Origin of the sequence: Duganella sp. CF402, assembly GCF_900109645.1 — a bacterium.
Classification (GTDB): Bacteria; Pseudomonadota; Gammaproteobacteria; order Burkholderiales; family Burkholderiaceae_D; genus Rugamonas.
The window spans coordinates 466,500-489,479 of the sequence record NZ_FOBG01000003.1; the positions used below are offsets into that span (position 1 = coordinate 466,500).

A 22,980-nucleotide genomic window follows, 5' to 3' on the forward strand; every position below is an offset into this window, starting at 1 on the left:
ATCACTGCTGCGGCTTGGTGGTGTTATCGGTGGCGGCGCCCGGAATACGGGTCAGCGGCGCAGGCGGCACCGGCGCGGCCACTGGTCCGCCGCTGACCGGCGCACCGTTCTGCAGCTTAGGCAGCACCGGCTGGCCCAGATCCTGAACCAGCACGCTCTCAGGCGGCTTGATGGCTTCCTGCTGGCCGCGCATGTAGTCGTAACGGTCGGTGGCCAGGCTGGTGCTCTGCTCCTTGCTGCGGATGACCACAGGGCGCAGGAACACCATCAGGTTGGTCTTCTTGCGGGTGCGCGACTGCGACTTGAACAGATTGCCCAGCACCGGAATGTCGCCCAGGCCGCGCACTTTGTCGACGCCATCGCCTTCCGAGTCCTCAATCAGGCCGCCCAGCACGATGATCTGGCCGTCGTCGGCGATCACGTTGTTCTCGATCACGCGGTTGTTCAGCGTGATGCCCGATGCAGCGGTCAGGGTCGATTTATCCACGCTCGACGTCTCGTGGTAGATCGCCATCTTGATGGTGCCGCCTTCCGAAATTTGCGGGCGCACTTTCAGCGTCAGGCCCACGTCCTTGCGGTCGATGGTCTGGAATGGATTGCTGTTGGTGCCGGAGGAAGTAGTGTACTGGCCGGTCAGGATAGGCACGTTCTGGCCGACGCGGATGGTGGCCAGTTCGTTATCGAGTGTGACCATGTTCGGCGTCGACAGGATGTTGGCGTTGCCATCCGATTCCAGCGAGTGCGCCAGCGCGCCCAGTCCCAGCGCGCCGCCGATCTGCTTGAAGACGCCGATCGACAGGCCGTTGTTCGGAATGGTGCTGCCGTTGTTGGCGTAGATCGACACCAGCGAGCTGTCGGTGCCGCTGGTGGTGAACGATTGCAGGCCGCCGATACGGTAAGTGCTGTTCGAGTTGCCGGTCGCACCCACCCACTGCACACCGAATTCGGAGGCCTTGTCGGACGTAACTTCCACGATCAGCGATTCGATGTAGACCTGCGCGCGGCGCACGTCCAGCTGGTCGATCACGGCGCGCAAATTGCGGTACACCGATTCCGGCGCGGTGATGATCAGGGTGTTGGTGCTGGCGTCAGCCTGGATGAAGCCGGCCGAGCCGCCGCCGCTGTTCTGCTGCTGGTTGTTGCTGGAGCCACTCAGCAGCGGATTGCTTGGGCCGGAGCTGCCGCTGCCGGACATGCTGTTACTGCCGCTGCTGTTACTGTTGGTATTGCTGCCAAACCCGCCGTTATTGCTGCCGCCTTGCGAGCTGGTGCCGCTGCCGCTGCTCTGCTGCGATACTTCTCCCGACACCACCGCGCGCAGCGTCTGCGCCAGCTTGGTCGCTTCGGCGTTCTTCAGGTACACCACGTGCACATTGCCCAGTTCCTGCGTCGGCTGATCGAGCTTGGCGATCAGCGACTTGGCCAGGTTGGAGCGCGCGGCGGACGGCGCGCGCAGGATCAGCGAATTGGTGCGCGGGTCGGCCAGCACGGTGGTCTTGCCCGCGTCGGCCGAGCCGGCGCCGCCTGCATTGTCCAGCAGCTTGTTCATCATGGTCGCCAGGTCGCTGGCGATGGCGTAGCGCACCGGAATGACGTCCAGATCCGCCACCGCCGGCGCATCCAGCGCCGCGACGATCTTGGCCAGGCGCTTGACGTTGTCGGCGTAGTCGGTGACCACCACGCTGTTGTTGCCCGGGTTGGCGTTGATGGTGTTGTTCGGCGAGATCAAAGGACGCAGCACCGTCACCACATTGGCCGCCGACTCGTAATTCAGGCGGAAGATCTGGCTGACGATCTGATCGCCCTTGGCCTGCGGGCCGTCGACCTGCGTCGGCCCGGCCTGCAGTTTCGCGTCCGCTTCCGGCACCACCTTGGCGTAGCCGTCGCCGCTAACCACCGCGTAGCCTTGCAGACGCAGCGCGGAGGTCAACAGGCTGAAGGCCTGCGACTTGGTGACCGGCTTTTCCGACACCACGGTCAGCGTACCTTTCACGCGCGGGTCGATCACGAAGGTGATGTTGGTGTAGTGGCCCACTGCCTTGATCACCGACTCGATATCGGCGCCGACGAAATTCAGCGCGGCGTCATCTGCGGCGGCGTGCGCCAGTGCAGGCAGCAACAGCGCGGCGGTCGGCGCGGCGCTGATCGCGCAGCACAGCATCGCACCTGCGCTCAGGCGGCGCAGCGCAGGAAGGGATTTGCTAACGGACTGTTTTTTCATGGTCGGGCTTTATCTCAATGAAACTCTAATGCGATGACATTGCGGTCACTACCTGGCTTGCGCTGGCCCAGCAAATTCAATAGATTGGCCAACGTCTCGTCGTATCCTTGTGCTGCCTCGGCCTGCCCGGAAAACTGCAGGCGGCCGTTATTCAAACTTCCCTGGCCGCTCAGCAGCAGCGGCCCTTTGACGGAACTGAGCGTCAACTGCGCCTGCTGGCCGTGCCAGTCCAGCGCCATTGCGTAACTGCCCAGCGGGCGTATGGCCGACAGGCGCGAGGCCATGTCGGTCATCTCCAGCGTGGTGCGGCCTTCGACGCTGAGCTGGCGATTGGCCAGCACCAGTTCCAGGCCGGTCCACGACAAGCGCATGGTGCCGCTCGGCGCCATCGTGTTCAGCGGCGCGCCCAAACCGGCCAGGCCTTCAGCCGGCAGCAGCAGCGCCGACGGGCTCAGTTGCCAATGCGACCAGCCGCCACGGAAGGTCACCGGCTGCGCCAGCGCTTCCGGATTCTCCAGCTGCATATCGACCATGCCGACCAGCGCCAGCGGCGAAATCTTCCAGCTGAAGCGCCCCGGCAGCAGCGGCGTAACCGGGCTGTTATTGCCCGCCGCGCCGCCGATAAAGGCCGAACCCCGCCACAGCGTACCTTGCGCGTCCCCCAGCGTCAAACGGCCGCCGGTGCGCTGCTCGACAATGGAACCCAGCCACGCAGCCGGGAAAAACACCGCCAGCGTGAGGACCACGGTCAGCACCACGGTCAGCAACCATAGCACGGCGCGACTCATCGGGCTCCCTGGCGCAGCGTCAGGCTGGCGTTGACCACGCCCGGCGCGTCCTGCGCGGTAAAGCTGGCGTCCACCACGGCGATGCGGCTCTCGATGCGGATCGCATCCAGCCACGCCACCACACCGGCGTACTGCACGCCGGTGAATTGCAGCTTGGCGTATTCGCCGGTGACGTTGAGCGATTGCGGATTCAGGCCGCGCGCCGCCAGGCTGGTGTTCAGGTTATCGCGCGTCATCGGCGTCGGGGCGATGGTGTTCTGGCTTTGCAGCGCCTGTGCTTCGCGCGCCATCGCCTGCATTTCAGCGGCTTGCTGGTGCAGCTGCGGCAGCGATTTATGCAGCGCCGCGCGGCCAGTCAGCGCAGGATCGATCAGCAGGCCGTAAAACAGCCCGAGGCCGACCACGATGCCGCCGATGCGCAGCAGCTTGCGTTCCTGCTCGGTGCGCACTTGCCAGAAGGCGTCGGCGCGCGCGCGCAGTTCTTGAATGGGATTTGGCTTGCTCATGATTTTCCTCCGGCGGCCGGCACGATCTTCCAGCTACCCGGCGTCGGCTCCTGCATATCGAGCTTGCGGCCGGCCAGCGCCGAGCGCAGTTGCGCGACCTGCGCCGCATCCACGGTGTTCGGCTTGACCTTGACCACCAGCGCATGGTCCTTGTATTCCAGCGAGGCGATGATGTCGCGGCGCGGCAGCACGCCGAGCGCTTCGCCGAAGCCGGCGCCGAGGGTGACGAATTCGTCGCCGCCGGCCTGGCCGTTATTGGCCTGGGCGAGACGGATGTTGCGGCCCATTTGCGCCAGCGGCTCGGTAATCAGCGGCTCTCTCGGATAGACCGACTTGAAGGTTTGCACCATCGACTGGTTCACGACCTTGGCTTCGCCTTTGAGGCGCAGCCATTCGATATTGATGCCCGCCACGTTGACCAGCAGCGCCAGCACGGCGATGCGCAACGGCCAGCGCCAGCGCTGCCACGCACGCGACGAGGCGCCACTGGCGCCCAGTGCGGGGACCAGGTCGACGCCGGCGCTGCGCGACGATGCCACCCAGTGCTCCCAGCGCTCCTGCTCCAGCGTCAGGTGCGGTACTTCGGCGGCCAGTGGCGAGAACTGCGCCATTTGCGACTGACTGAGATACAGCGTAACCGGCTGGTCGCCGGCCAGCGCACGCAGCGTCTGCAGCGCGGTTTGCGGCTGCGCCGGCAGCGTCATGCCCAGGCCTTCGAACTGCGACTGGCGCAGCACCAGATCGAAACCGGCGTCGCCCGGCTGCAGCGCGGCCGAGACGGCGCCCGGCTGGAACGGCAGGCACAGTTGCGCCGGCACCGCCGACACGGCGTGCGCGCCTTGCGCCAGCAGCGCCTTGACCAGCACTTCCAGCCATGCGCGCTGCACCACGGCCACGGTGCGCAGGCCTTCGCTGTCTTCAGCGGTGGCGGCCAGCACGCAGTCGGCCGGGTCGCCCAGCACTTGCTCTTCGACCAGCGCCGGCAGCGCGGCCTTGAGTTTGGAGGCCGACAGCGGCGGCGCTTTCACGCGCAGCAGGGTGACGTCGGCGGCGGCCAGCAGCAGCGTCACGCGGCGCGCGGAGGCCACCATGTCGGACAGGTTGCCCAGCGGTGCGGCGCCTTGCTGCAGCAGGTTGCCGCCGTCGCCCACCAGCGCGAACGGGCAGCTCTGGGCCGCGCCGCTGTCGACGCTGGCCTTGGCCGGATAGCGAATAAATAATGTCGTCAAAGGATCTCGCTTTCGTTCATCGCTGTTCTAGTATTCCCGTATCCATTTCACTTCGGTGAGTGGCTTGGTTCCCGGCCGATACAACAAGGCCTGTGTGTCGAGCGTGGCGCGGTCCAGCCTTACCCGGCTATAGGCCAGGAAGTAATCGCTGCGCACATCCCACAAGGCCTTGATCGGCTTGCCGCTCACCTGCGGCTTCCCGCTGAAATCCCCGATATTGAGATACCACGCCTTTTTGCGCGCACTGACCATCGCCGCTGCATCCGACAGCGACAGGCCTGGCACCAGCGCCGATAACAGCTCGGCCGGCGCGGTATTCACATTGAGCTTGCTGCCGCCAACCGGCAGTATGATGACATAGTCGCGTAGCTGTTCAATGGCTTGCGGCGTAAAGCCGCTCACCGCCAGCAAATCCTCCACCCGCACCAGGCCGATAGGCTGGCTGGTGGTGGTGGCCTGCGCAGTCGGCGTAGCGGCAGCCGGCGTGGCATTCTTCACCAGCTGCGCCGTGGCTTGCGCCAGGCTGGAATCAAGGCGCAGGTTGGACAGCAGGCGCTCGAACACTTCCACTTCGTCGGCGTTGGTCTGCTGGCTGCCCGCCAGGTTGGCCAGGTTGAAGCGGCCCTGCGCATCCTCCATGCGGCCGGACAGCGTGGCGTTGAAGTTCTCGCCTTGCAGGCGCTCGCGCTCCACGTAATCATCCAGCCGCGTTTCTTCCAGCGGCGTGGCCCAGATCCCGTTCAGTTGCGTGTAATTGGGCGAGTCGCTCACGTCCTGGTTCAGGATCAAGCGGCTCAGGTCCAGGGCGCCGCGCACGATCCAGCGCGTTTGCAGTTGCAGGCGCTGGTTCTCCATCGAGCGCACCTGCACCTGCTGCTGCCAGAACAGGCTGGCGACGATGGTCACCGCCAGTGTGGTCAGCAACAGCGCCGTCACCACGGCCACGCCTTGTTGCCGCTTCAGCTTCACAGTGCCCCCAGCAGGAATGACTTCACCAGCGGGATCTCCTGTCCCTGCTGCGTCAGCGAGACTTCCAGTCCGGTCGGCAGATTGCCGCTGCCGGCGGTCGACACGCCGGCGGCCGGGCGCCAGCCGGCGGCCGAGCCGCTGACGCTGGGCATCCAGAAGCGCATCGCCATCCCCTGCACGCCCGATTGCAGCGCCACCGCAGCCATGCTGGAATCGGTATCGCCCAGCGCCGCCTGCCACAGATTGTCGAGCTGCGTCAGCTCACGCGTGGCCAGCGACTCGCGCCGCGTCAACACGCCGTCGACCACGCGATAGGACACCACCTGCAAGCGCGTCGGCTGGTTCTCCGCCATCACCAGGCGCACCAGCGTGATGCGGTTGTCTTCCGCCTGCAGGAAGGCGCGGCTGCGCAGCAACGTAGTGTCGGCGATGTTCTCGCAATCGCTCTGCATCTGCGCGAAAGCCAGTTGCAGGCCGCGCGTCTGGTCCATGCCGGCGGTGAGCGTTTCACGCGAACGGACGATGCTATCGAGCCCGCGCCAGCCCAGCACCGCGATGATAGCGAGGATGGAAATCGCCAGCAGCAGTTCGATCAGCGTAAAGCCGCGCGCATGTTTGATCATGAATTCAGCACCAGTTGGACCAGCTTGATGATGCGGCGCTCAGGATGCGCGGCCTCGTACACGCTGACCTCGACCCGGCGGAAGCGCGGATTCGGGCTGGCGATGACTTCTTCCTCGCACATCAGTTGCAGGTCGCCCTGCGGGCATTCGTAGGTTTGCTTGCCGACCGGCGGAAAGGTCTTGGACAGGCGCATTTGCACCAGCCGGTTCTCGGCCGACCAGGTCGACATCATGTTGGCGCGCAGGCCGTCGCTGTTGGAAGTCAGGCTGCCGACCGCGCGCAGCGATGCGATCAGCGCGGTGGCCACGATCATCAGCGCGACCAGCACTTCCAGCATGGTGAAGCCGCGATTGAATGGTCGTTGAATCGTGCGCCGCATCTCAGTCCACCGTAAAGTGGCCGATGCCGTCGGCGCGGATGGCGACGCTGCCGCCATCGCTGGCGGTCATGGTCAGCACAAAGGGTTTGTCGACCGGCTCGCGGCCGAAGATGATGCGCAGCGTGGGTTCGGGTAACGGCGGCGCCGGGTCCAGCATCAGCGTGACCGGTGCGTTCTTGAATTCGCGCTCGCGCAGCAAGTCGTCCTGCACCACCTGCTCCCATTGCTTGTTGTCGTTGCGGATCATGAAGCGGTAATTGTCGGCGCTCGCTTCAAACGCGATCTGGCGGTTGCGCACGATGGCTTCATCGCGCGCCAGTTGCAGCAACAGCGCGATGCGCTTGGCGTCCTGCTGCATGGCCTGCTTCTGGCCCGGCATCGCATTCAGCGACACCAGTCCCAGCGTGATGCCCAGGATGACCATCACGACCAGCAGTTCAATCAGCGTGAAGCCACGCTCGCCGCGCATAATGATGATGGATTGATGATGGATCAGTTATCCCAGGAGCCAATATCGGCGTCATCGCCGGTGCCGCCTGGCTGGCCGTCGGCGCCGTAGGAGAACACGTCGATCTCGCCCTTGATGCCTGGCGCAAGATACTGGTACTGGTTGCCCCACGGGTCTTTCGGCATTTTCTCAACGTAACCGCCGGCCTTCCAGCCATTGGCGGCCGGACCGCCGGTCGGCTTCTCGATCAGCGCCTGCAGGCCTTGCTCGGTGGTCGGATAGCGCTGGTTATCCAGCTTATACAGCTTCAGTGCCTGCATGATGGTCGCGATATCGACCTTGGCGGCGGCTACCTTGGATTCACCGGTACGGCTAATCAGCTTGGGCACCACCAGCGCGGCCAGCACGCCCATGATGACCACGACCACCATGATTTCGATCAGCGTAAAGCCGCGCTGGGAACGGGTAGAAAACTTTTTCATATTTGGTAACGAATAAAAATGAGTGCAGAGTATAAGGCGGAATCACGGCCCTTGCGACATTTGGCCGTGATTTATCCGCTTTGGCGCTTAAACAGCTCTTAATATGACCGTTTCTTTACATGGACTTACTGACCTTAAGCCTTATTCGTGCTTCTTGGCGCTCGCTTCGATGCGTGCGCGCGCGCCGTCGTTGCCGCCGCCGTAGGTGACCGCTGCCGGCACCGCCTTCATCACTTTCGGCGCCTCGCCGACGAATGGTGCGATGCCCAGCGCGGCGTCGATTTCCTGAGGGTAGATCAGGTAACCGCGCGTGATCACCGCCGACACTTTGCGCACGTCCTCGATGTTCCTGGTCGGGTCGCCATCCACCAGCACGATATCAGCCAGCTTGCCAGCCGCGATGCTGCCACGGTCATTGGTGGTGCGGGTGTAGCGCGCGCCGTTGCGGGTCGCCACTTGCAGCGCCTGCGCCGGCGTCAGGCCGGCCTTGACCAGCAGCGCCAGCTCCGAGTGCAGCGTGAAGCCGGCGATATCGTCGGTGCCGGCCACGATCGGCACGCCGGCCTTGTACATGATGCCGACGAATTGCACCATCTTGGCGTAGGACTTCTCGTAGCGCTTGAGCTGCGCATCGCCGTCGATCTTCATGGTGCCGACCTTGAAGCCGCGCGCCACGTCCGGCGGCATGTGCGACGCCACCGCAGCGTAAGGCTCGTTCATGTCGCCGTCGCGCTGCTTGAGGAAGGCGAAGGTGGCCAGCGTAGGGTCGATCGAAATCTGCTTCTTCGCCAGCAGGGCCACGAAGTCCTTCACCGGCCTGGAATTGAAATCGAGGTCCGCCACCTTCTCGGACGGCAGCACGAAGCGGTTCAGGTTCCGGGTTTCGGTGTCCGGCTTGACCAGGAAATTGAGCAGCACCTGGTTGATGTGCTGGATCTCGTCATAGCCCGCATCCAGCGCTTCCTGCGCGCGCAAGCCGGCCGGGATGTGGCCGGAAACGCGCATGCCACGGCTGTGTGCATAGGCGATGGTGTCCTTCAGGATGGCTTTCGGGAAGGAGTTATAAATCTTCAGCTGAGGGTAGCCACGCTGCGCGTACCAGTCGATGGCGTCCTTGGCTTGCTTCAGGTCCTTGATGACGAAACCGTTATTGGCGCTGTATGGGCTCTCGCCTTCGAGGAAGCCGGCCGGCACCACCTGCGGCGCCAGCAGCTTGCCGGCCGCCGTTTCATCCAGCATGGCTTGCAGCTGGGCGTTGTCGTTGCCCATGTCGCGCACGGAAGTAACGCCGGTCGACATATTCAGCGCACCGGACCAGCGGTCGACGTGGCCATGCAGGTCGAACAGGCCAGGCAGCACGATGCGGCCGGCGGCGTCGATCACGTTGTCAGCGTCGCGCGTTGGCGAGCCGGCCGGCTGGATCGAGGTGATGCGGCCGCGCAGCACATAGATATCGGACGGCTGGCCGACGGTGGCTTTTTCACTGTCGAAGATGCGCGCATTGCGCACCACGGTCAGGCCGGTGAGCGGGTGTTGCAGCTTGGCGGCGGCGTCGGTCAGCATCTGCTGCTCGGCGGTTTTCTGGCGCTGCGCCAGTACCGGCGCGACCGTCTGCCAGCCCTCTTCCAGCACATTGCCGAAGCCCGGCATGATAACGCCGAACAGGCGCGGATTGGCGCCGCTGGTGGTCCAGTAGAACGACGGCGACAGGCCAATGCCGGTTTGCGCCACCAGGTTCACGGTTTGTTTCTGGCCGGTGGCGCTGGTGACTTCCACGCTATCGAGCACGCGCTGCGACAGGGTGCCCGACGGCAGCAGCGGCAGTTTGCCGTCCGGCGTTTTCGCCAGCGCGGCGATGGCCACCGACTCCACTTCGAACGACGAATTCAATGGCAGGTAGGCGGCCGCGCCGCTGACGGTTTTCTCACCCTGCTCGGAGGTCGATTTCCACTGGGCGTGGTCGCCCTTGCGGCTGAACTGTTCATTCACCACCGCGCCGAAAGTCGAGTTGCCCTTGACCGAATACTCGGTCATGGTGCCGTCCGCGCCAAGGCGGAACTGTTCTTCCAGGTCCGGGCCACGGCCGTTGTCCTTGTAGCCGAAGCTCACCTTGGTCAGGCCGTCATCCTGGCGCTCGACGATCTGCTGGCCGATTTGCTTGTTGGCGTTCTCGGAGATGATCAGGTATTTGGTGGTGGTGGCGGCGTGCGCGCCGAAGGCGGCGGCCAATGCCAGTGGCAGTACAGCGAGACGTTTCGTCAGCAAGAGGTTCTCCCTTTTTATTTGGTTTGAGCGGCGCACACGGGGCATGCGCCATTGCGGCCCACCGCGATGGAAGTCCATTCCATGCGCAGGCCATCCAGCATCAACAGGCGTCCGGCCAGCGAGCCGCCCACGTCCATCAATAATTTCAGCGCTTCGGCCGCCTGCATGGCGCCGACCACGCCCACCAGCGGCGCGAACACGCCCATCGTCGAGCAAGCCACGTCCTCGAATTTTTGGTCCTGCGGGAACAGGCAGGAGTAGCACGGCTGCTCACCGCTACGGAGATCGAACACGCTGATCTGCCCATCAAAACGGATCACCGCGCCCGACACCAGCGGCTTGCGCGCCGCCACGCAGGCACGGTTGACGGCGTGGCGGGTGGCGAAGTTGTCGGTGCAGTCCAATACCACGCCGGCATCGGCCACCAGCGCGGCCAGGCGCGCGTCGCCCACACGCTCGTTCAGCGCAGTGACCGTGATTTCGGGATTGATCTGCTGTAGCGTGATGCGCGCCGATTCGGCCTTGGACTGGCCGACGCGTTCGGTGGTGTGGGCGATCTGGCGCTGCAGGTTGGTCAGGTCGACGGTATCGTTGTCGACCAGCGTGATGCGGCCCACGCCGGCCGACGCCAGATACATGGCGGCCGGCGAACCGAGGCCGCCGGCGCCAATCACCAGCGCATGCGCGGCCAGCAGCTTTTGCTGGCCTTCGATGCCGATTTCGTCGAGCAGGATGTGGCGCGAGTAGCGCAGCAATTGTGAGTCGTTCATCGTCTCTCTGCGGCGTTGGCGCGCAGCGGTTTATTTGGACAGTTTGACCGGCAAGCCCTTGAAGTGGTTCAGCGCCTGCTCCAGCTGGAAGTCATCCCTGGAGCCGAATTCCACCGGCTTGGTTTTCTTGGCCAGTGCGGCGACGGCTTGCGCTTCTTCCTGCGGGTCGCGCTTGGCCGCTTCGGCTTGCGGATCCTTGTCGTTGCCGAGATGTTTTTGCAGGTCGGCTTCGCGCACGCGCAGGCGGTTCAGGCCATCGCCTTCGGCCGTCTCGTCGACCTTCAGGTCCGGCGTGATGCCCAGTGCCTGAATGGCGCGGTTCTTCGGCGTGTAGTAGCGCGCGGTGGTCAGCTTGACGGCGGTATCGGCGGTCAGCTGGCGCAAGGTCTGCACCGAGCCTTTGCCGAAGGTCTGCTGGCCGATGATGGTGGCGCGCTTGTAGTCCTGCAGCGCACCGGCCACGATTTCGGAAGCGGAGGCGGAGCCGCCGTTCACCAGCACCACCATCGGCACGTCTTTCAACCCGGCCGGCAGCTTGGCCAGCGGGTCGGTCTTGGCGCGCGGCGCGTAGAATTCCTGGCGGCCGTAGAAAGTCTCCTTGGACGATTGCAGCTGGCCGTTGGTGGAGACGATCACCGAGTCCTTGGGCAGGAAGGCGGCCGACACGCCGATCGCGCCCGGCACCACGCCGCCCGGATCGTTGCGCAGGTCGAGCACCAGACCTTTGATGTGCGGGTCCTGCTGGTACAGGGCGGTGATCTTCTTCGCCATGTCTTCCACCGTCGGTTCCTGGAATTGCGAGATACGCACCCACGCATAGCCCGGCTCGACGATCTTGGCCTTCACGCTCTGCACGCGGATTTCCTCGCGCAGCATGTTGAACACCAGCGGCTTGTCTTCATCCTTGCGGCTGACGGTGACGGTGACCTTGGAACGCGGCTCGCCGCGCATCTTCTTCACCGACTCATCGAGCGACATGCCTTTGATGAGCGTACCGTCGATGCGGGTGATGATGTCGCCGGCCTTGATGCCGGCCTTGAAGGCGGGCGTGTCTTCAATCGGCGAGACCACTTTGACGTAGCCGTCCTCCAGCGCCACTTCAACGCCGACGCCGACAAACCGGCCGGCCACGGTCTCGCGCATTTCGCGGAAGGCTTTTTTATCGAGGTAGACCGAATGCGGGTCGAGCGAGGCGACCATGCCGGAAATGGCTTCGGTGAGCAGCTTCTTGTCGTCGACGTTTTCAACGTAGTCGGTCTTGATCAGGCCAAACACGTCGGACAGCTGGCGCAGCTCTTCCAGCGGCAGCGGCAGGCTGGTGACTTTTTGCGCGATGGCGGAAAACTGGAACGAGGCGGCAACGCCAGCCACCATACCGAGGCCGATCAGGCCGATGTTCTTGACTTTGTTGCCCATTTTTCCTGCGAACCTTAAAACTTGACCCAGCCAGCCGGGTCGAATGCCGCGCCCTGATGGCGAAGTTCAAAGTATAGCCCCGATTCCTCGTTGCCGCCGCTGTTACCTGCGCTGGCGATCGGGTCTCCGGCCTTGACGATGTCGCCGGCCCGTTTGAGCAGCGACTGGTTGTTACCGTAAATGCTCATGTACTGGCTGCCGTGGTCGACGATGATCAGGTTGCCGAAGCCGCGCAGCCAGTCGGCAAACACCACGCGGCCGCCGGCGATGGCGTGCACGTCGGCGCCTTCGGCGCTGCGGATGAACACACCCTTCCAGCTCGGGCCGTCGCCGCGCTTGGAGCCGAACTTGGCGGCCACCTTGCCCGCCACCGGCGCGCGCAGCTGGCCTTTCAGGCTGGCGAAGGCGCCGGCCGGCGCAGCCGGGGCCAGCGCGATGTCGGCCGCCTTGGCCGGCGGCGTGTCGTCCACCGGGGCCGGGGCCGGCGCCGGGGCCGGCTTGACGGCGGCCACCTTCGGCTCGTCGGCGTCGATCGCATCGGCGGGATTCGGCGTGGCCGGCTTGATGGTGCCGGACTTGGTATTGTTGTTGGCCTTGGCCAGGCGCTGGCGCTCCGCCTCGGCGGCTTTGGCCTTGGCCAGCGCGCGGGCGTCGGCTTCCGCCTTGGCCTTGGCGGCGGCTTTCGCGGCCGCCAGTTGTTCCTGGCGTTTCTTCTCGGCAGCGGCAGCGATGGCCTGCTCGGCGATCAGCTTGTTCAGCTTGTCGACCAGCCCGGTCATGCGCTGCTCGTCACGCTCGAGGTTGCCCGCTTCCTTGCGCTGGGCCACCAGTTTCTTCGACAAGGTGGTCAACAGGGCGGCGCGGCGCGCCTTCTCCTGCTCCAGCTTGGCTTTTTGCTGCAATTGTTCTTGCGCGATTTCTTCCAGCTCATCCTTGGCGTTCTGCGCCTCTGCCTGGTTGACCTCGACCGCCTTGAGGTTGGCCCGCAGCGCGTCCAGCAGACGCGCCTGCGCCTGCGAGACATAGGCCATCATCTGCAAATCGCGGTTGATGCGGTTGGGGTTGTCGCCGGAAAGCAGCAACTTGATGCGGTCTTCGTTGCCGGCCACGTACTGCTCGCGCAGCAGCTTGGCCAGCTGCTGCTTCTGATGCGCGACCGTGGCCGCCAGCTTGTCGTGCTCGGCCGACAGCATTTGCAGCTTGACGTTGGTGTCGCCCTGCTCCTGCTGCAAGTCGCGCAGCGCGCGGTTGGCGTCCGAAATCGCCTGTTCGGACTCGGCCAGCGTGTCGGCCGCGTCGTCCTTGGCGGATTCGGTCTTGCTGATGTCCTTCTTGAGCGCATTCAGCTTCTGCTGCACGCCGGCGCGTTCAGCCTCGGCGGCAGCTTTTTGCTTGCTGCGTTCAGTCGCTTTGCCGAAGGGAGCGGCTTGCGCTCCCAACGACAACATCAGCAGCACGGCGGCTACATGGCGGTACGAAGAGGACAAATTACTTGGCCTTACCCTGGTTAGCTACGGCAGCTTGCGCAGCAGCAATAGCATCGGCGTCGCCCAGGTAGTAGTGACGGAGCGGCTTCAGGTTTTCGTCCAGTTCGTACACCAGCGGGGTGCCGTTCGGGATGTTGAGGCCGACGATATCGCTGTCGCTGATGCCGTCCAGCATCTTGATCAGGGCGCGCAGGCTGTTGCCGTGGGCCGAGATGATGATTTTCTTGCCAGCCTTGATGGCCGGGGCGATTTCCTCGTCCCACACCGGCACCACGCGCGCCACGGTGTCTTTCAGGCATTCGGTCAGCGGGATCTGCTCTTTCGACAGGCCGGCGTAGCGCGGGTCGTTGAACGAGGCGCGGTCATCGGTCGCTTCCAGTGCTGGCGGCGGGGTGTCATAGCTGCGGCGCCAAACGAGCACTTGCTCGTCGCCGTACTTGGCGGCGGTCTCGCCCTTGTCCAGGCCCTGCAGGGCGCCGTAGTGGCGTTCGTTCAGGCGCCAGTCGTTCTTGATCGGCAGGTACATCGCATCCATTTCGTCCAGCGCCAGCCACAGCGTGCGCACCGCGCGCTTCAGCACCGAGGTGTAGGCCAGGTCGAAAGTGAAGCCGCCTTCCTTGAGCAGCTTGCCGGCCTGCTTGGCCTCATTGATGCCTTTTTCGGTCAGATCAACGTCGGTCCAGCCGGTGAAGCGGTTCGACAGGTTCCAGGTGGATTCGCCGTGGCGCATGAAAACGATTTTGTACATGTGGACTATCTTTTCAAGAAAAGTTGGAAAACCGGTGCTTTGAATGCTGATACAGCTTCTATTTTATAATGGCCGCATTAAGTTCAACCATTGGAATCCTGTGAAATTCTTCATTGACAATATTTTTCTGATCGCCATCGTACTGGTTTCCGGCGGCGCCCTGCTGTGGCCGTCCCTGACCGTGCGCGGCAAGCGCGGCAGCCCGCAAGACATCACCATGTTGATTAACCGCGGCAAAGCCACCATCCTGGATGTGCGCGACGCCAAGGAATACGCCGAAGGTCACTTGCCTGACGCCAAGAATATCCCCCTGGCCGAGCTGGACAAGCGCCTGGCGGAGCTGGACAAGTTCAAGAGCCGCAGCCTGATCGTGGTCGGCAAGAGCGACGCCCGTGGTTCGGCCGCCGCCGCCAAACTGGGCAAAGCCGGCTTCGGCGACGTGGTCAACCTCGAAGGTGGCGTTGCTGCATGGCAAAAAGCCGGCCTGCCGCTGGCGAAATAATTGGAGGAAAGCAAGATGACTGCCGAAGTGATTATGTACACCACCGCCGTGTGCCCGTACTGCATCCGCGCCGAGCGCCTGCTGGAAGCCAAGGGTGTAACCGAGCTGAAGAAAATCCGGGTGGACCTGGACCCGGAACAACGCATTTCCATGATGCAAAAGACCGGCCGCCGCACCGTGCCGCAAATCTATATCGGCGACACCCACGTCGGCGGTTTCGACGATTTGTATGCGCTCGATCAAGCGGGCGGCCTGTCCCCCTTGTTAAATGGCTAATGGCCCTCAAATACAACGTACGTCGGGTGGAAAGCCTTTAAAACCATAATGGTTTTGATACAATTGCCCTCGCGTTTGATTTGAGCTGTCTTCTAGCCATACCAAGCAAACATCATCCGGGCGGCCGGTGCCGCTCGATTTACTATAACGAAAGCGTTCCATGTCTGAAGAAAATCTGCAACCAGTATTCCAAATCCAACGCGTCTACCTGAAAGACCTGTCGCTGGAACAACCTAATTCGCCGGCGATCTTCCTGGAACAGGAAGCCCCGACCATCGAAGTAGCCCTGGACGTAGGCGCCGAGCCACTGGCCGACGGCATCTTCGAATCGACCGTCACCATCACCGTGACCGCCAAAGTCAAAGACAAAGTGGCCTTCCTGGTAGAAGGCAAGCAGGCCGGCATCTTCGAAGCGCGCAACATTCCTGCGGAACAGCTGGATCCACTGCTGGGCATCGGTTGCCCGAACATCGTGTATCCATACCTGCGCGCCAACATCGCCGACACCATCACCCGTGCCGGTTTCCCACCAGTGCACCTGGCTGAGATCAACTTCGAAGTGTTCTACCAGCAGCGTCAACAAGCGATCGCTGAAGCAGCTGCCGCTGCCCCAGCCGCTGACGCGACTCACTAAGCAGTTCCTTCGCCGCCGGGCGCTCGCCTGGCGGCAGTTTCACCCCGTCCCAAGGTACATCATGACACTCCCTCGTTTAATCGCTGCCCTGACCATGACGCTGGCCGCTGCCGGCAGCCAGGCCTACGATTTCAAAACGGTGGGCGCAGCCCCGGTCATCCTGTACGACGCGCCGTCGACCAAGGGCGGCAAGCTGTTCGTGGTGCCGCGCGGCGCGCCGCTGGAAGTGGTGCTGGCCTACGGCGAATGGCTGAAAGTACGCGACGTCAACGGCGAGCTGGCGTGGACCGAGGCCAAGGGCCTGAGCGCCAAGCGCAACGTCATCGTCAAGAGCGCCAACCTGAAGGTCCGCGCCACGCCGGATGATACGGCCAGCCCGGTGTTCACCGCCGACAAGGGCGTGCTGCTGGAGCTCAGCGAAAGCGCGGCCGGCGGCTGGATCAAGGTGCGTCATCGCGACGGCCTGATCGGTTACGTCAAGACTTCCGAAGTCTGGGGCATATAATTGCCATAGCGGCGCACTCCCACGCGCCGAATGAGATCCCATGCAAGATAAGAATAAACAAGCGGGCCCGGTCCGCAAGGTGAGCGTGCTCGGCGCTGGCGCCTGGGGCACCGCCGTGGCCCTGTCGCTGGCCCAGCGCCACGACGTGCAGCTGTGGGGCCGCAACGCCGCCGCGCTGCAGGAGATGGCGGTAGCGCGCGAAAACAGCTACCTGCCCGGCTACACCTTCCCCGATCGCTTGCAGGTTGCCAGCGACTTTGAGGCGGCGCTGGCCCATGTGGCCGAGCCCGGCAGCCTGCTGATTGCGGCCTGTCCGGTGGCCGGTTTGCGGCCGCTGCTGCACTCGCTGAAAGGCCGCGCCATCCCCAACGTGGTGTGGCTGTGCAAGGGCTTCGAATACGACACCGGCCTGCTGCCGCACCAGATCGTGCGTGAAGTGCTGGGCGATACGGTGCCTGGCGGCGCGCTGTCGGGGCCGTCGTTTGCGCAGGAGGTGGCCAAGGGCCTGCCGTGCGCGCTGACCATCGCTTCGGAGTCGGCGGCGTTACGCGCCAGCGTGGTGGAAACCGCGCACGGCGGCAATATGCGCGTGTATTCGAGCGAAGATCTGGTCGGCGTGGAAGTGGGTGGCGCCGTGAAAAATATCCTGGCGATCGCTACCGGCGCGGCCGATGGCCTGGGCTTGGGCCTGAACGCGCGTGCGGCGCTGATCACGCGCGGGCTGGCGGAAATCACCCGGCTTGGCGTGGCGCTGGGCGGCCAGACCGAAACCTTCATGGGCCTGACCGGCATGGGCGACTTGATCCTGACCTGCACCGGCGACCTCTCGCGCAACCGCCGCGTAGGTTTAGGCCTGGCACAAGGCAAAGCGCTGGATGTGATCGTGCAGGAGCTGGGCCATGTGGCCGAGGGTGTGCCGTGCGCCAAGGCCGTGCGCGAACTGTCGGCCAGGCTCGGCGTCGAAATGCCGATCACCAACGCTGTGGCTGGGGTGCTGTTCGACGGCGACCAGCCGCAAGCAATGGTGGCGCGCCTGCTGTCACGCGATCCCAAAGGCGAATAAAAATTCGGGGTCAGAGCCGACAATCGGACATTTTGCTAGCGCAATGTCCGATTGTCGGCTCTGACCCCGAATTTTATGCCTCTTCGACGTCCGACTTCGCTTCGCGCATCCAAGTGACCAGCGGGTAGGCGTCCTTGAGGCCGGCCGCCAGGGTCGGCACCAGCAGCTCCGGCTTGTTCAGCTGCAGGTCGATCTCGGTCCACACAAAGAAGCTCTTCAGCTTGATGTATTCGATGTGCTCGTGCTCGGGATCGAAGCCTTTCGGCGGGCGCATCAACTTGCCTTCGTTCTGGATGTCGCCATAGGTCGCCACCAGCTTCTTGTTCTTCAACACCTTGCGGAAGCCAGCCGCGTCGTCGACCATGTGCTGGCGCAGCGCTTTCAACCGATGCGGCGGCGGCATGTATTCGCCGGCGCCGAACAGCAGCTTGCCGCTGCCATCGATCTGCATGTAGTAGGTCGGCCCGCCAGCCTTGCTCGGACGCCGCATATCGTTCGGCGCCACCGCCGCCGAAAAGCGCGTCTTGTACGGGCTCTTGTCATGCGCGAAGCGCACGTCGCGGTTGATGCGGAACATCGCCTTCTTCGGATTGCTGAACTTGACCTGCGCATCAAACTTGCCCAGTTCGGCAATCATCTCCGTCACCACTTGCAGGAATTCCTCGCGCAGGATGTCGTAGCGCGGCTTGTTCATGATGAACCAAGGACGGTTGTTGTTGGCCTCAAGTTCTCGCAGGTATTGGGTCAGGTCGCGCAGGTGCATGGTGTTCCTTATTTGGCGCTGGCCGGCCGCTTGCCAACGGTCACATCCAGCGTAGTCTCGCGGTTTTTCCGCAGGACCGACATTTTAGCTTTTTCGCCGGGAGTAAGCTGGGCGATGAGGTTGAGCATGCTGTTGGTGTCGGCCACCGGCTTGCCGTCCACCGACAGCAGGATGTCGCCGGGCTTGATGCCGCCCTTGTCGGCCGGGCCGTTGCGCACCACGCCGGCAATGATGGCGCCGCTCTGGCGCTGCAAGCCGAAGCTGGCTGCCAGCTCGGGCGTGATTTCCTGGCTCTCGACGCCGATCCAGCCACGCACCACATGGCCCGATTTGATGATGGCTTCCATCACCGACTTGGCAGTCGACACCGGAATCGCAAAGCCAATGCCAACTGAACCACCGGTCTGCGAATAAATCGCCGAGTTGATGCCCAGCAGGTTGCCGCTGGCGTCCACCAGCGCCCCGCCCGAGTTGCCAAAGTTAATCGCCGCGTCGGTCTGGATGAAGTTCTCGAAGTGGTTGATGTGCAGGTTGTTGCGCCCCAGCGCGGAGATGATGCCCATCGTCACGGTCTGGCCGACGCCGAACGGGTTGCCGATGGCCAGCACCACGTCGCCCACCTGCGCCTGCTCGGCCTGGCCGAGCACGATCACCGGCAGCTTGTCCATGCTGATCTTGATCACCGCCAGGTCGGTCTCCGGGTCGGTGCCGACCAGCTTGGCGGCAGCCTTGCGGCCGTCGGCCAACGCCACCTCGATTTCATCGGCCGCTTCCACCACGTGGTTGTTGGTCAGGATGTAGCCCTGGGCCGAGACGATCACGCCCGAGCCGAGGCTGGACTCGTCGTCGCTGTCCTCGTCGCGATCGCGGTCGCCGAAGAATTTTTTAAAGAAGGGGTCGCGCAGCAGCGGATGCTGGCCACGCTTGGGTTTCTTGCTGGTGATGATGTTGACCACGGCCGGCATGGCGCGCGCCGCCGCCGCCCGGTAGGAGCCACCGGCCGACAGCGGCGGCTTGGACGGCGCCGCCTCCAGCATCGGCGCCGGATGCTCGACATTGCCCAGCTGTTGCACGCGCACCGGTGCCGGCTGCTCGCGCCGGCCCACCGCCGTGTAGACGAAATACAGTGCCAATACGACGGTCACCGTTTGCGCAAACAATAACCAGAGTCGTCGCATCGCAGTCCAGCCTGCCGCCTTGGCGGCGGCCTTGAATTATTTTTTGAGGGAGTCGCGGATTTCGCGCAGCAGCACGATATCTTCCGGGGTCGGTGGCGGCGGTTCCGCTGCAGCGGCAGCCGCTTCCTGCTTCTGGCCCAGGGTGCGCGCCTTGTTCATCAGGCGTACCATCTGGAAGATCACGAACGCCAGAATCACAAAGTTCAACAGGATGGTAGCAAAATTCCCGTAGGCGAACACGGCGCCCAGTTTTTTCGCTTCCACCAGGCTCAGGTTGGCGGCCTGGCCGTTGAGCGGGATGTAGTAGTTGGCGAAGTCCAGGCCGCCAAACAGTTTGCCGATCGGCGGCATGATGATGTCGGCCACCAGCGAGTCGACGATCTTGCCGAAGGCGCCGCCGATGATCACACCGACCGCCAGGTCGACCACATTGCCCTTCATCGCGAATTCTTTAAATTCCTGCATCATTGCCATATTCTTATCCCCGCTGTGTGGTCAATTGTGAACAAAACTGCGCTTGGATCATACTATTTTTTCAATTGGATTCCAAACACGCTTGCCGTTTACGCATTTGCAAGCCGAATTACGCTATAAATTGACCTACATCAATTTATGCTCATCGCCCTCGCCCCTATCATCGCTGCGGGAGCCCAGTACGGCTGGCTAAAATCTTGGGGAAAGAGCAACATTGGTGCTGGAGTTGCAGCGTGCATACTTTATAATGTAGTGTTGCTGGATTTCGTACCTTGGTTTCAGTTTTTCAGTTTGTACACAGTTCTCAAGATTTTGTTCGCACTTTGACTGATTGGGGTTTGTATGAGTAACGAAAAGCAGGTCGATTCAGGCCGTCGCGGATTACTGGTCGCGACTGGCGCCGCCGGCGGTGTCGTAGGTTTGTCCACCGCAGGCGCATTAGTCAGTACCTTCCAGCCGTCCGAGCGCGCGAAAGCGGCCGGCGCGCCGGTCGAAGTGGATATCTCCACGCTCAATCCCGGTGAGATGAAAACCGTGGAATGGCGCGGCAAGCCGGTCTGGATCATCAAGCGCACGCCTGAAATGGTGGCCTCGCTGAAAAAAACCGACGGCAAAGTGGCCGACGCCGACTCCAAGCGCAATCCCGAAGAATTCACGCCCGAATACGCCCGTAACGAATGGCGCTCGCGCAAACCGGAACTCCTGGTCGCGGTCGGCATCTGTACCCACTTGGGCTGTTCGCCTTCCTCCAAATTTACCCCCGGCCCGCAGCCTTCGCTGCCGGACGACTGGGAGGGCGGCTTCCTCTGCCCTTGCCACGGCTCGACCTTCGACATGGCCGGCCGCGTGTTCAAGAACAAGCCGGCGCCGGACAACCTGCAAGTCCCGCGCCATATGTACCTGAGCGACACCAAGCTGGTCATCGGTAAAGACGAGAAAGGCGAGGCATAAGATGGGGGCATTCAAGGAGACCAAATTCCCGGCCGACGCTCCGGCCGCACAAAAAGCACTGGGCTGGGTGGACGACCGTTTCCCGCTCACCAAGCTGTGGAATGATCAGTGGGGCAAATACTACGCCCCGAAAAACTTCAATTTCTGGTACATCTTCGGCTCGCTGGCGATGCTGGTGCTGGTGCTGCAGATCGTCACCGGCATCTTCCTGACCATGCACTACAAGCCGGACGCCAACCTGGCCTTCGGCTCCGTCGAGTACATCATGCGCGAAGTGCCGTGGGGCTGGCTGGTGCGCTATATGCACTCGACCGGCGCCTCGGCCTTCTTCATCATCGTCTACCTGCACATGACGCGTGGCTTGCTGTACGGCTCGTATCGCAAACCGCGCGAGCTGATCTGGCTGTTCGGCTTTGCCATCTTCCTGTGCCTGATGGCGGAAGCCTTCTTCGGCTACCTGCTGCCGTGGGGCCAGATGTCGTACTGGGGCGCGCAGGTGATCGTCAACCTGTTCGGCGCGATTCCGCTGATCGGCCCTGACCTGTCGCTGTGGATCCGCGGCGACTACGTGGTGTCGGACGCCACCCTGAACCGCTTCTTCGCGTTCCACGTGATCGCCATCCCGCTAGTCCTGCTGGGCCTGGTGGCGGCGCACTTGATCGCGCTGCACGAAGTCGGTTCGAGCAACCCGGACGGCATCGAAATCAAGGAAAACCTGGGCGCCGACGGCCATCCGGTCGACGGCATACCGTCGCACCCATACTACACGGTGCACGACCTGTTCGGCGTGTCGGTGTTCCTGACCATCTTCAGCGCGGTGGTGTTCTTCGCGCCGGAAATGGGCGGCTACTTCCTCGAGTACAACAACTTCCTGCCGGGCGATTCGCTGAAAACCCCGCTGCACATCGCCCCGACCTGGTACTTCACCGCGTTCTACTCGGTGCTGCGCGCCACCACCGCCGACTTCATGTGGGTGCTGATGTTCTTCGTGGCCGCCTACGTGGTGTTCATCTGGCTCAAATCGCGCCTGTCCAGCCTCACCAAGACCGTCATCGCCGTGGTTGCGCTGGTGGCCATCATCGGCATGCTGCCGCAGGTGCTGGACGCGAAATTCTGGGGCGTGGTGTTCTTCGGTTCCTCGGTGGTGATCCTGGCCTTCCTGCCGTGGCTGGATAAATCGCCGGTGAAATCGATCCGCTACCGCCCGGACTGGCACAAATATGTGTACGCGGTGTTCTTCATCTCGTTCCTGACGCTGGGCTACCTCGGTACCCTGCCGCCGACCGAGGGCCGTACCATCGTGTCGCAAGTGTGCACCCTGCTGTACTTTAGCTTCTTCCTGTTCATGCCTTGGTGGAGTGCGATGGGCACGTTCAAGAAGGTTCCGGACCGCGTCGTCTACCACGGCCACTGATCGCTAAAGTGCATAAAGGACAACACATGAAATACGCAAAACGCATACTTGCCGCTTTGGCACTGTTGCCCGGCCTGGCCTTCGCCAACGAGGGCGGAATCCCGCTCGACAAGGCGCCGGACCGCTCAAATAACCTGGCCGCGCTGCAGCATGGCGCCAAACTGTTCGTAAATTACTGCCTGAACTGTCATAATGCGTCCTCCATGCGCTACAACCGCCTGAAAGACCTGGGTTTGAGCGAGGAGCAGATCAAGGCCAACCTGCTGTTTACCGGTGACAAAGTCGGCGAAATGATGACCACCACCATGAAACCGGCCGATGCGAAAGCATGGTTCGGCGTGGTGCCGCCGGACTTGTCGGTGATCCAGCGCGCGAAAGCGTCTGGCGCCGGCAGCGGCAGTGATTATTTGTACACCTACCTGCGCAGCTTCTACAAGGACGACACCCGCCCGACCGGCTGGAACAACCTGGTAGTCAACAATGTGGCGATGCCGCATGTGCTGTGGGAATTGCAAGGTGTACAAAAAGTCAACATGAAAGAAGTGGCCGACCCGCACGAAGAAGGCAAAACGACGCACCAGTTTGCTGGATTTGAGCAGGTCACTCCGGGTAAACTGAGCAAGTTGGAGTACGACACTGCCGTGGCCGACCTGGTCGGCTACATGGAATGGATGGCGGAACCTGCTGCGCAGACCCGCAAAAAACTGGGCGTGGTGGTCGTGCTGTTTATGACCTTGTTCGCCCTTCTGGCATGGCGCTTGAACGCGTCGTTCTGGAAAGAAGTGAAATAATCGAGGGCGCCGGCTGGCCGGCGCTTGTTTTGCGATGCCCGCGTTTGGCGGGCGATCGATCCGGGTGAGCCGTTCGCGGTCTCGCCCTGTTTGTTCT

25 protein-coding genes are annotated in these 22,980 nt (G+C 63.0%); 8 read left to right on the forward strand and 17 right to left on the reverse strand.

The features are described from left to right. Nucleotide 1 precedes the first annotated feature (1 nt). The 14 genes from gspD to gpmA form a co-directional block, all read right to left on the reverse strand. The gene (gene gspD / locus BMZ70_RS24160; protein WP_092280281.1) at nucleotides 2-2,221 is read right to left on the reverse strand and encodes a type II secretion system secretin GspD; all 2,220 of its coding nucleotides are present in this window, start codon (nucleotides 2,219-2,221) and stop codon (nucleotides 2-4) included. Nucleotides 2,222-2,235: 14 nt separating this feature from the next. After that, nucleotides 2,236-3,009 carry a type II secretion system protein N gene (locus BMZ70_RS24165; RefSeq protein WP_092280283.1) on the reverse strand — a complete coding sequence of 258 codons (774 nt, stop codon included), beginning with the start codon at nucleotides 3,007-3,009 and terminating at the stop codon, nucleotides 2,236-2,238. Further along, nucleotides 3,006-3,515 (reverse strand): type II secretion system protein GspM, encoded by a 510-nt coding sequence (gene gspM / locus BMZ70_RS24170; protein ID WP_092280285.1) that lies wholly within the window; start codon nucleotides 3,513-3,515, stop codon nucleotides 3,006-3,008. The genes BMZ70_RS24165 and gspM overlap by 4 nt, the downstream gene beginning before the upstream one ends. Then, nucleotides 3,512-4,744, reverse strand: coding sequence for a type II secretion system protein GspL (gspL, locus tag BMZ70_RS24175; RefSeq protein WP_092280287.1), 1,233 nt, complete (start codon nucleotides 4,742-4,744; stop codon nucleotides 3,512-3,514). The genes gspM and gspL overlap by 4 nt, the downstream gene beginning before the upstream one ends. Before the next feature lie 27 nt (nucleotides 4,745-4,771). Continuing rightward, nucleotides 4,772-5,713, reverse strand: a complete 942-nt coding sequence (gene gspK, locus BMZ70_RS24180) for a type II secretion system minor pseudopilin GspK (RefSeq protein WP_092280289.1) — start codon at nucleotides 5,711-5,713, stop codon at nucleotides 4,772-4,774. After that, entirely contained in the window at nucleotides 5,710-6,336 is a 627-nt protein-coding gene (locus BMZ70_RS24185; RefSeq protein WP_092280291.1) for a PulJ/GspJ family protein, read from the reverse strand. Before BMZ70_RS24185 ends, gspK begins: the two co-directional genes overlap by 4 nt. After that, entirely contained in the window at nucleotides 6,333-6,716 is a 384-nt protein-coding gene (gene gspI, locus BMZ70_RS24190) for a type II secretion system minor pseudopilin GspI (protein ID WP_092280293.1), read from the reverse strand. Before gspI ends, BMZ70_RS24185 begins: the two co-directional genes overlap by 4 nt. A gap of 1 nt (nucleotide 6,717) precedes the next feature. Beyond that, nucleotides 6,718-7,185, reverse strand: a complete 468-nt coding sequence (gene gspH / locus BMZ70_RS24195; RefSeq protein WP_092280295.1) for a type II secretion system minor pseudopilin GspH — start codon at nucleotides 7,183-7,185, stop codon at nucleotides 6,718-6,720. Nucleotides 7,186-7,208: 23 nt separating this feature from the next. After that, nucleotides 7,209-7,646 (reverse strand): type II secretion system major pseudopilin GspG, encoded by a 438-nt coding sequence (gspG, locus tag BMZ70_RS24200; RefSeq protein ID WP_092280297.1) that lies wholly within the window; start codon nucleotides 7,644-7,646, stop codon nucleotides 7,209-7,211. A 141-nt stretch (nucleotides 7,647-7,787) separates the two neighbouring features. Beyond that, nucleotides 7,788-9,911, reverse strand: a complete 2,124-nt coding sequence (locus BMZ70_RS24205; RefSeq protein ID WP_229205570.1) for an amidohydrolase family protein — start codon at nucleotides 9,909-9,911, stop codon at nucleotides 7,788-7,790. Between the two features lie 14 nt (nucleotides 9,912-9,925). Continuing rightward, entirely contained in the window at nucleotides 9,926-10,681 is a 756-nt protein-coding gene (locus tag BMZ70_RS24210; RefSeq protein WP_092280301.1) for a HesA/MoeB/ThiF family protein, read from the reverse strand. A 30-nt stretch (nucleotides 10,682-10,711) separates the two neighbouring features. After that, nucleotides 10,712-12,097: a S41 family peptidase gene (locus BMZ70_RS24215; RefSeq protein WP_092280303.1), complete on the reverse strand. Its 1,386-nt coding sequence runs from the start codon at nucleotides 12,095-12,097 to the stop codon at nucleotides 10,712-10,714. A 14-nt stretch (nucleotides 12,098-12,111) separates the two neighbouring features. Beyond that, nucleotides 12,112-13,545: a murein hydrolase activator EnvC family protein gene (locus tag BMZ70_RS24220; RefSeq protein ID WP_092280391.1), complete on the reverse strand. Its 1,434-nt coding sequence runs from the start codon at nucleotides 13,543-13,545 to the stop codon at nucleotides 12,112-12,114. A gap of 40 nt (nucleotides 13,546-13,585) precedes the next feature. Then, a complete protein-coding gene (gene gpmA, locus BMZ70_RS24225) occupies nucleotides 13,586-14,332 on the reverse strand; it encodes a 2,3-diphosphoglycerate-dependent phosphoglycerate mutase (RefSeq protein ID WP_092280305.1) in 747 nt (248 codons plus the stop codon). 100 nt (nucleotides 14,333-14,432) lie between these two features. On the opposite strand from gpmA, the gene BMZ70_RS24230 reads away from it, so the two are divergent. From BMZ70_RS24230 to BMZ70_RS24250, 5 genes are all read left to right on the forward strand, one after another. Continuing rightward, nucleotides 14,433-14,834, forward strand: a complete 402-nt coding sequence (locus BMZ70_RS24230; RefSeq protein ID WP_092280393.1) for a rhodanese-like domain-containing protein — start codon at nucleotides 14,433-14,435, stop codon at nucleotides 14,832-14,834. Between the two features lie 15 nt (nucleotides 14,835-14,849). Continuing rightward, a complete protein-coding gene (gene grxC / locus BMZ70_RS24235; RefSeq protein ID WP_092280395.1) occupies nucleotides 14,850-15,110 on the forward strand; it encodes a glutaredoxin 3 in 261 nt (86 codons plus the stop codon). A gap of 160 nt (nucleotides 15,111-15,270) precedes the next feature. After that, nucleotides 15,271-15,744, forward strand: a complete 474-nt coding sequence (gene secB / locus BMZ70_RS24240; RefSeq protein WP_092280307.1) for a protein-export chaperone SecB — start codon at nucleotides 15,271-15,273, stop codon at nucleotides 15,742-15,744. A 61-nt stretch (nucleotides 15,745-15,805) separates the two neighbouring features. Next, nucleotides 15,806-16,249, forward strand: coding sequence for an SH3 domain-containing protein (locus BMZ70_RS24245; RefSeq protein WP_092280309.1), 444 nt, complete (start codon nucleotides 15,806-15,808; stop codon nucleotides 16,247-16,249). Between the two features lie 40 nt (nucleotides 16,250-16,289). Then, nucleotides 16,290-17,312: an NAD(P)H-dependent glycerol-3-phosphate dehydrogenase gene (locus BMZ70_RS24250; RefSeq protein WP_092280311.1), complete on the forward strand. Its 1,023-nt coding sequence runs from the start codon at nucleotides 16,290-16,292 to the stop codon at nucleotides 17,310-17,312. 73 nt (nucleotides 17,313-17,385) lie between these two features. Here the strand turns inward: BMZ70_RS24250 and BMZ70_RS24255 are convergent, their stop codons facing one another. Genes BMZ70_RS24255 through mscL form a run of 3 tightly spaced genes read right to left on the reverse strand, consistent with a single transcriptional unit; the run spans nucleotide 17,386 to nucleotide 19,721 of the window. Beyond that, nucleotides 17,386-18,075, reverse strand: coding sequence for a DUF2461 domain-containing protein (locus BMZ70_RS24255; protein ID WP_092280313.1), 690 nt, complete (start codon nucleotides 18,073-18,075; stop codon nucleotides 17,386-17,388). 8 nt (nucleotides 18,076-18,083) lie between these two features. Further along, nucleotides 18,084-19,253: a Do family serine endopeptidase gene (locus BMZ70_RS24260; protein WP_092280315.1), complete on the reverse strand. Its 1,170-nt coding sequence runs from the start codon at nucleotides 19,251-19,253 to the stop codon at nucleotides 18,084-18,086. 36 nt (nucleotides 19,254-19,289) lie between these two features. Further along, nucleotides 19,290-19,721 (reverse strand): large conductance mechanosensitive channel protein MscL, encoded by a 432-nt coding sequence (gene mscL / locus BMZ70_RS24265; protein WP_175500817.1) that lies wholly within the window; start codon nucleotides 19,719-19,721, stop codon nucleotides 19,290-19,292. Between the two features lie 348 nt (nucleotides 19,722-20,069). Between mscL and petA the strand changes: the two genes are divergently transcribed. The 3 genes from petA to BMZ70_RS24285 are packed head-to-tail and all read left to right on the forward strand — an operon-like array spanning nucleotide 20,070 to nucleotide 22,883. Next, nucleotides 20,070-20,678 (forward strand): ubiquinol-cytochrome c reductase iron-sulfur subunit, encoded by a 609-nt coding sequence (gene petA / locus BMZ70_RS24275; RefSeq protein ID WP_092280321.1) that lies wholly within the window; start codon nucleotides 20,070-20,072, stop codon nucleotides 20,676-20,678. 1 nt (nucleotide 20,679) lies between these two features. Next, a complete protein-coding gene (locus tag BMZ70_RS24280; RefSeq protein ID WP_092280323.1) occupies nucleotides 20,680-22,092 on the forward strand; it encodes a cytochrome b in 1,413 nt (470 codons plus the stop codon). Between the two features lie 26 nt (nucleotides 22,093-22,118). Beyond that, a complete protein-coding gene (locus tag BMZ70_RS24285; RefSeq protein WP_092280325.1) occupies nucleotides 22,119-22,883 on the forward strand; it encodes a cytochrome c1 in 765 nt (254 codons plus the stop codon). The last annotated feature ends 97 nt before the right edge of the window (nucleotides 22,884-22,980 follow it).

What these genes read in the sequence shown, in the direction of transcription:
- gspD (WP_092280281.1), bottom strand. Translation starts at nt 2,221, where the DNA reads ATGAAAAAACAGTCCGTTAGCAAATCCCTTCCTGCGCTGCGCCGCCTG.
- BMZ70_RS24165 (WP_092280283.1), bottom strand. Translation starts at nt 3,009, where the DNA reads ATGAGTCGCGCCGTGCTATGGTTGCTGACCGTGGTGCTGACCGTGGTC.
- gspM (WP_092280285.1), bottom strand. Translation starts at nt 3,515, where the DNA reads ATGAGCAAGCCAAATCCCATTCAAGAACTGCGCGCGCGCGCCGACGCC.
- BMZ70_RS24185 (WP_092280291.1), bottom strand. Translation starts at nt 6,336, where the DNA reads ATGATCAAACATGCGCGCGGCTTTACGCTGATCGAACTGCTGCTGGCG.
- gspI (WP_092280293.1), bottom strand. Translation starts at nt 6,716, where the DNA reads ATGCGGCGCACGATTCAACGACCATTCAATCGCGGCTTCACCATGCTG.
- gspH (WP_092280295.1), bottom strand. Translation starts at nt 7,185, where the DNA reads ATGCGCGGCGAGCGTGGCTTCACGCTGATTGAACTGCTGGTCGTGATG.
- gspG (WP_092280297.1), bottom strand. Translation starts at nt 7,646, where the DNA reads ATGAAAAAGTTTTCTACCCGTTCCCAGCGCGGCTTTACGCTGATCGAA.
- BMZ70_RS24210 (WP_092280301.1), bottom strand. Translation starts at nt 10,681, where the DNA reads ATGAACGACTCACAATTGCTGCGCTACTCGCGCCACATCCTGCTCGAC.
- BMZ70_RS24215 (WP_092280303.1), bottom strand. Translation starts at nt 12,097, where the DNA reads ATGGGCAACAAAGTCAAGAACATCGGCCTGATCGGCCTCGGTATGGTG.
- BMZ70_RS24220 (WP_092280391.1), bottom strand. Translation starts at nt 13,545, where the DNA reads ATGTTGTCGTTGGGAGCGCAAGCCGCTCCCTTCGGCAAAGCGACTGAA.
- gpmA (WP_092280305.1), bottom strand. Translation starts at nt 14,332, where the DNA reads ATGTACAAAATCGTTTTCATGCGCCACGGCGAATCCACCTGGAACCTG.
- grxC (WP_092280395.1), top strand. Translation starts at nt 14,850, where the DNA reads ATGACTGCCGAAGTGATTATGTACACCACCGCCGTGTGCCCGTACTGC.
- secB (WP_092280307.1), top strand. Translation starts at nt 15,271, where the DNA reads ATGTCTGAAGAAAATCTGCAACCAGTATTCCAAATCCAACGCGTCTAC.
- BMZ70_RS24245 (WP_092280309.1), top strand. Translation starts at nt 15,806, where the DNA reads ATGACACTCCCTCGTTTAATCGCTGCCCTGACCATGACGCTGGCCGCT.
- BMZ70_RS24250 (WP_092280311.1), top strand. Translation starts at nt 16,290, where the DNA reads ATGCAAGATAAGAATAAACAAGCGGGCCCGGTCCGCAAGGTGAGCGTG.
- BMZ70_RS24255 (WP_092280313.1), bottom strand. Translation starts at nt 18,075, where the DNA reads ATGCACCTGCGCGACCTGACCCAATACCTGCGAGAACTTGAGGCCAAC.
- BMZ70_RS24260 (WP_092280315.1), bottom strand. Translation starts at nt 19,253, where the DNA reads ATGCGACGACTCTGGTTATTGTTTGCGCAAACGGTGACCGTCGTATTG.
- mscL (WP_175500817.1), bottom strand. Translation starts at nt 19,721, where the DNA reads ATGATGCAGGAATTTAAAGAATTCGCGATGAAGGGCAATGTGGTCGAC.
- petA (WP_092280321.1), top strand. Translation starts at nt 20,070, where the DNA reads ATGAGTAACGAAAAGCAGGTCGATTCAGGCCGTCGCGGATTACTGGTC.
- BMZ70_RS24280 (WP_092280323.1), top strand. Translation starts at nt 20,680, where the DNA reads ATGGGGGCATTCAAGGAGACCAAATTCCCGGCCGACGCTCCGGCCGCA.
- BMZ70_RS24285 (WP_092280325.1), top strand. Translation starts at nt 22,119, where the DNA reads ATGAAATACGCAAAACGCATACTTGCCGCTTTGGCACTGTTGCCCGGC.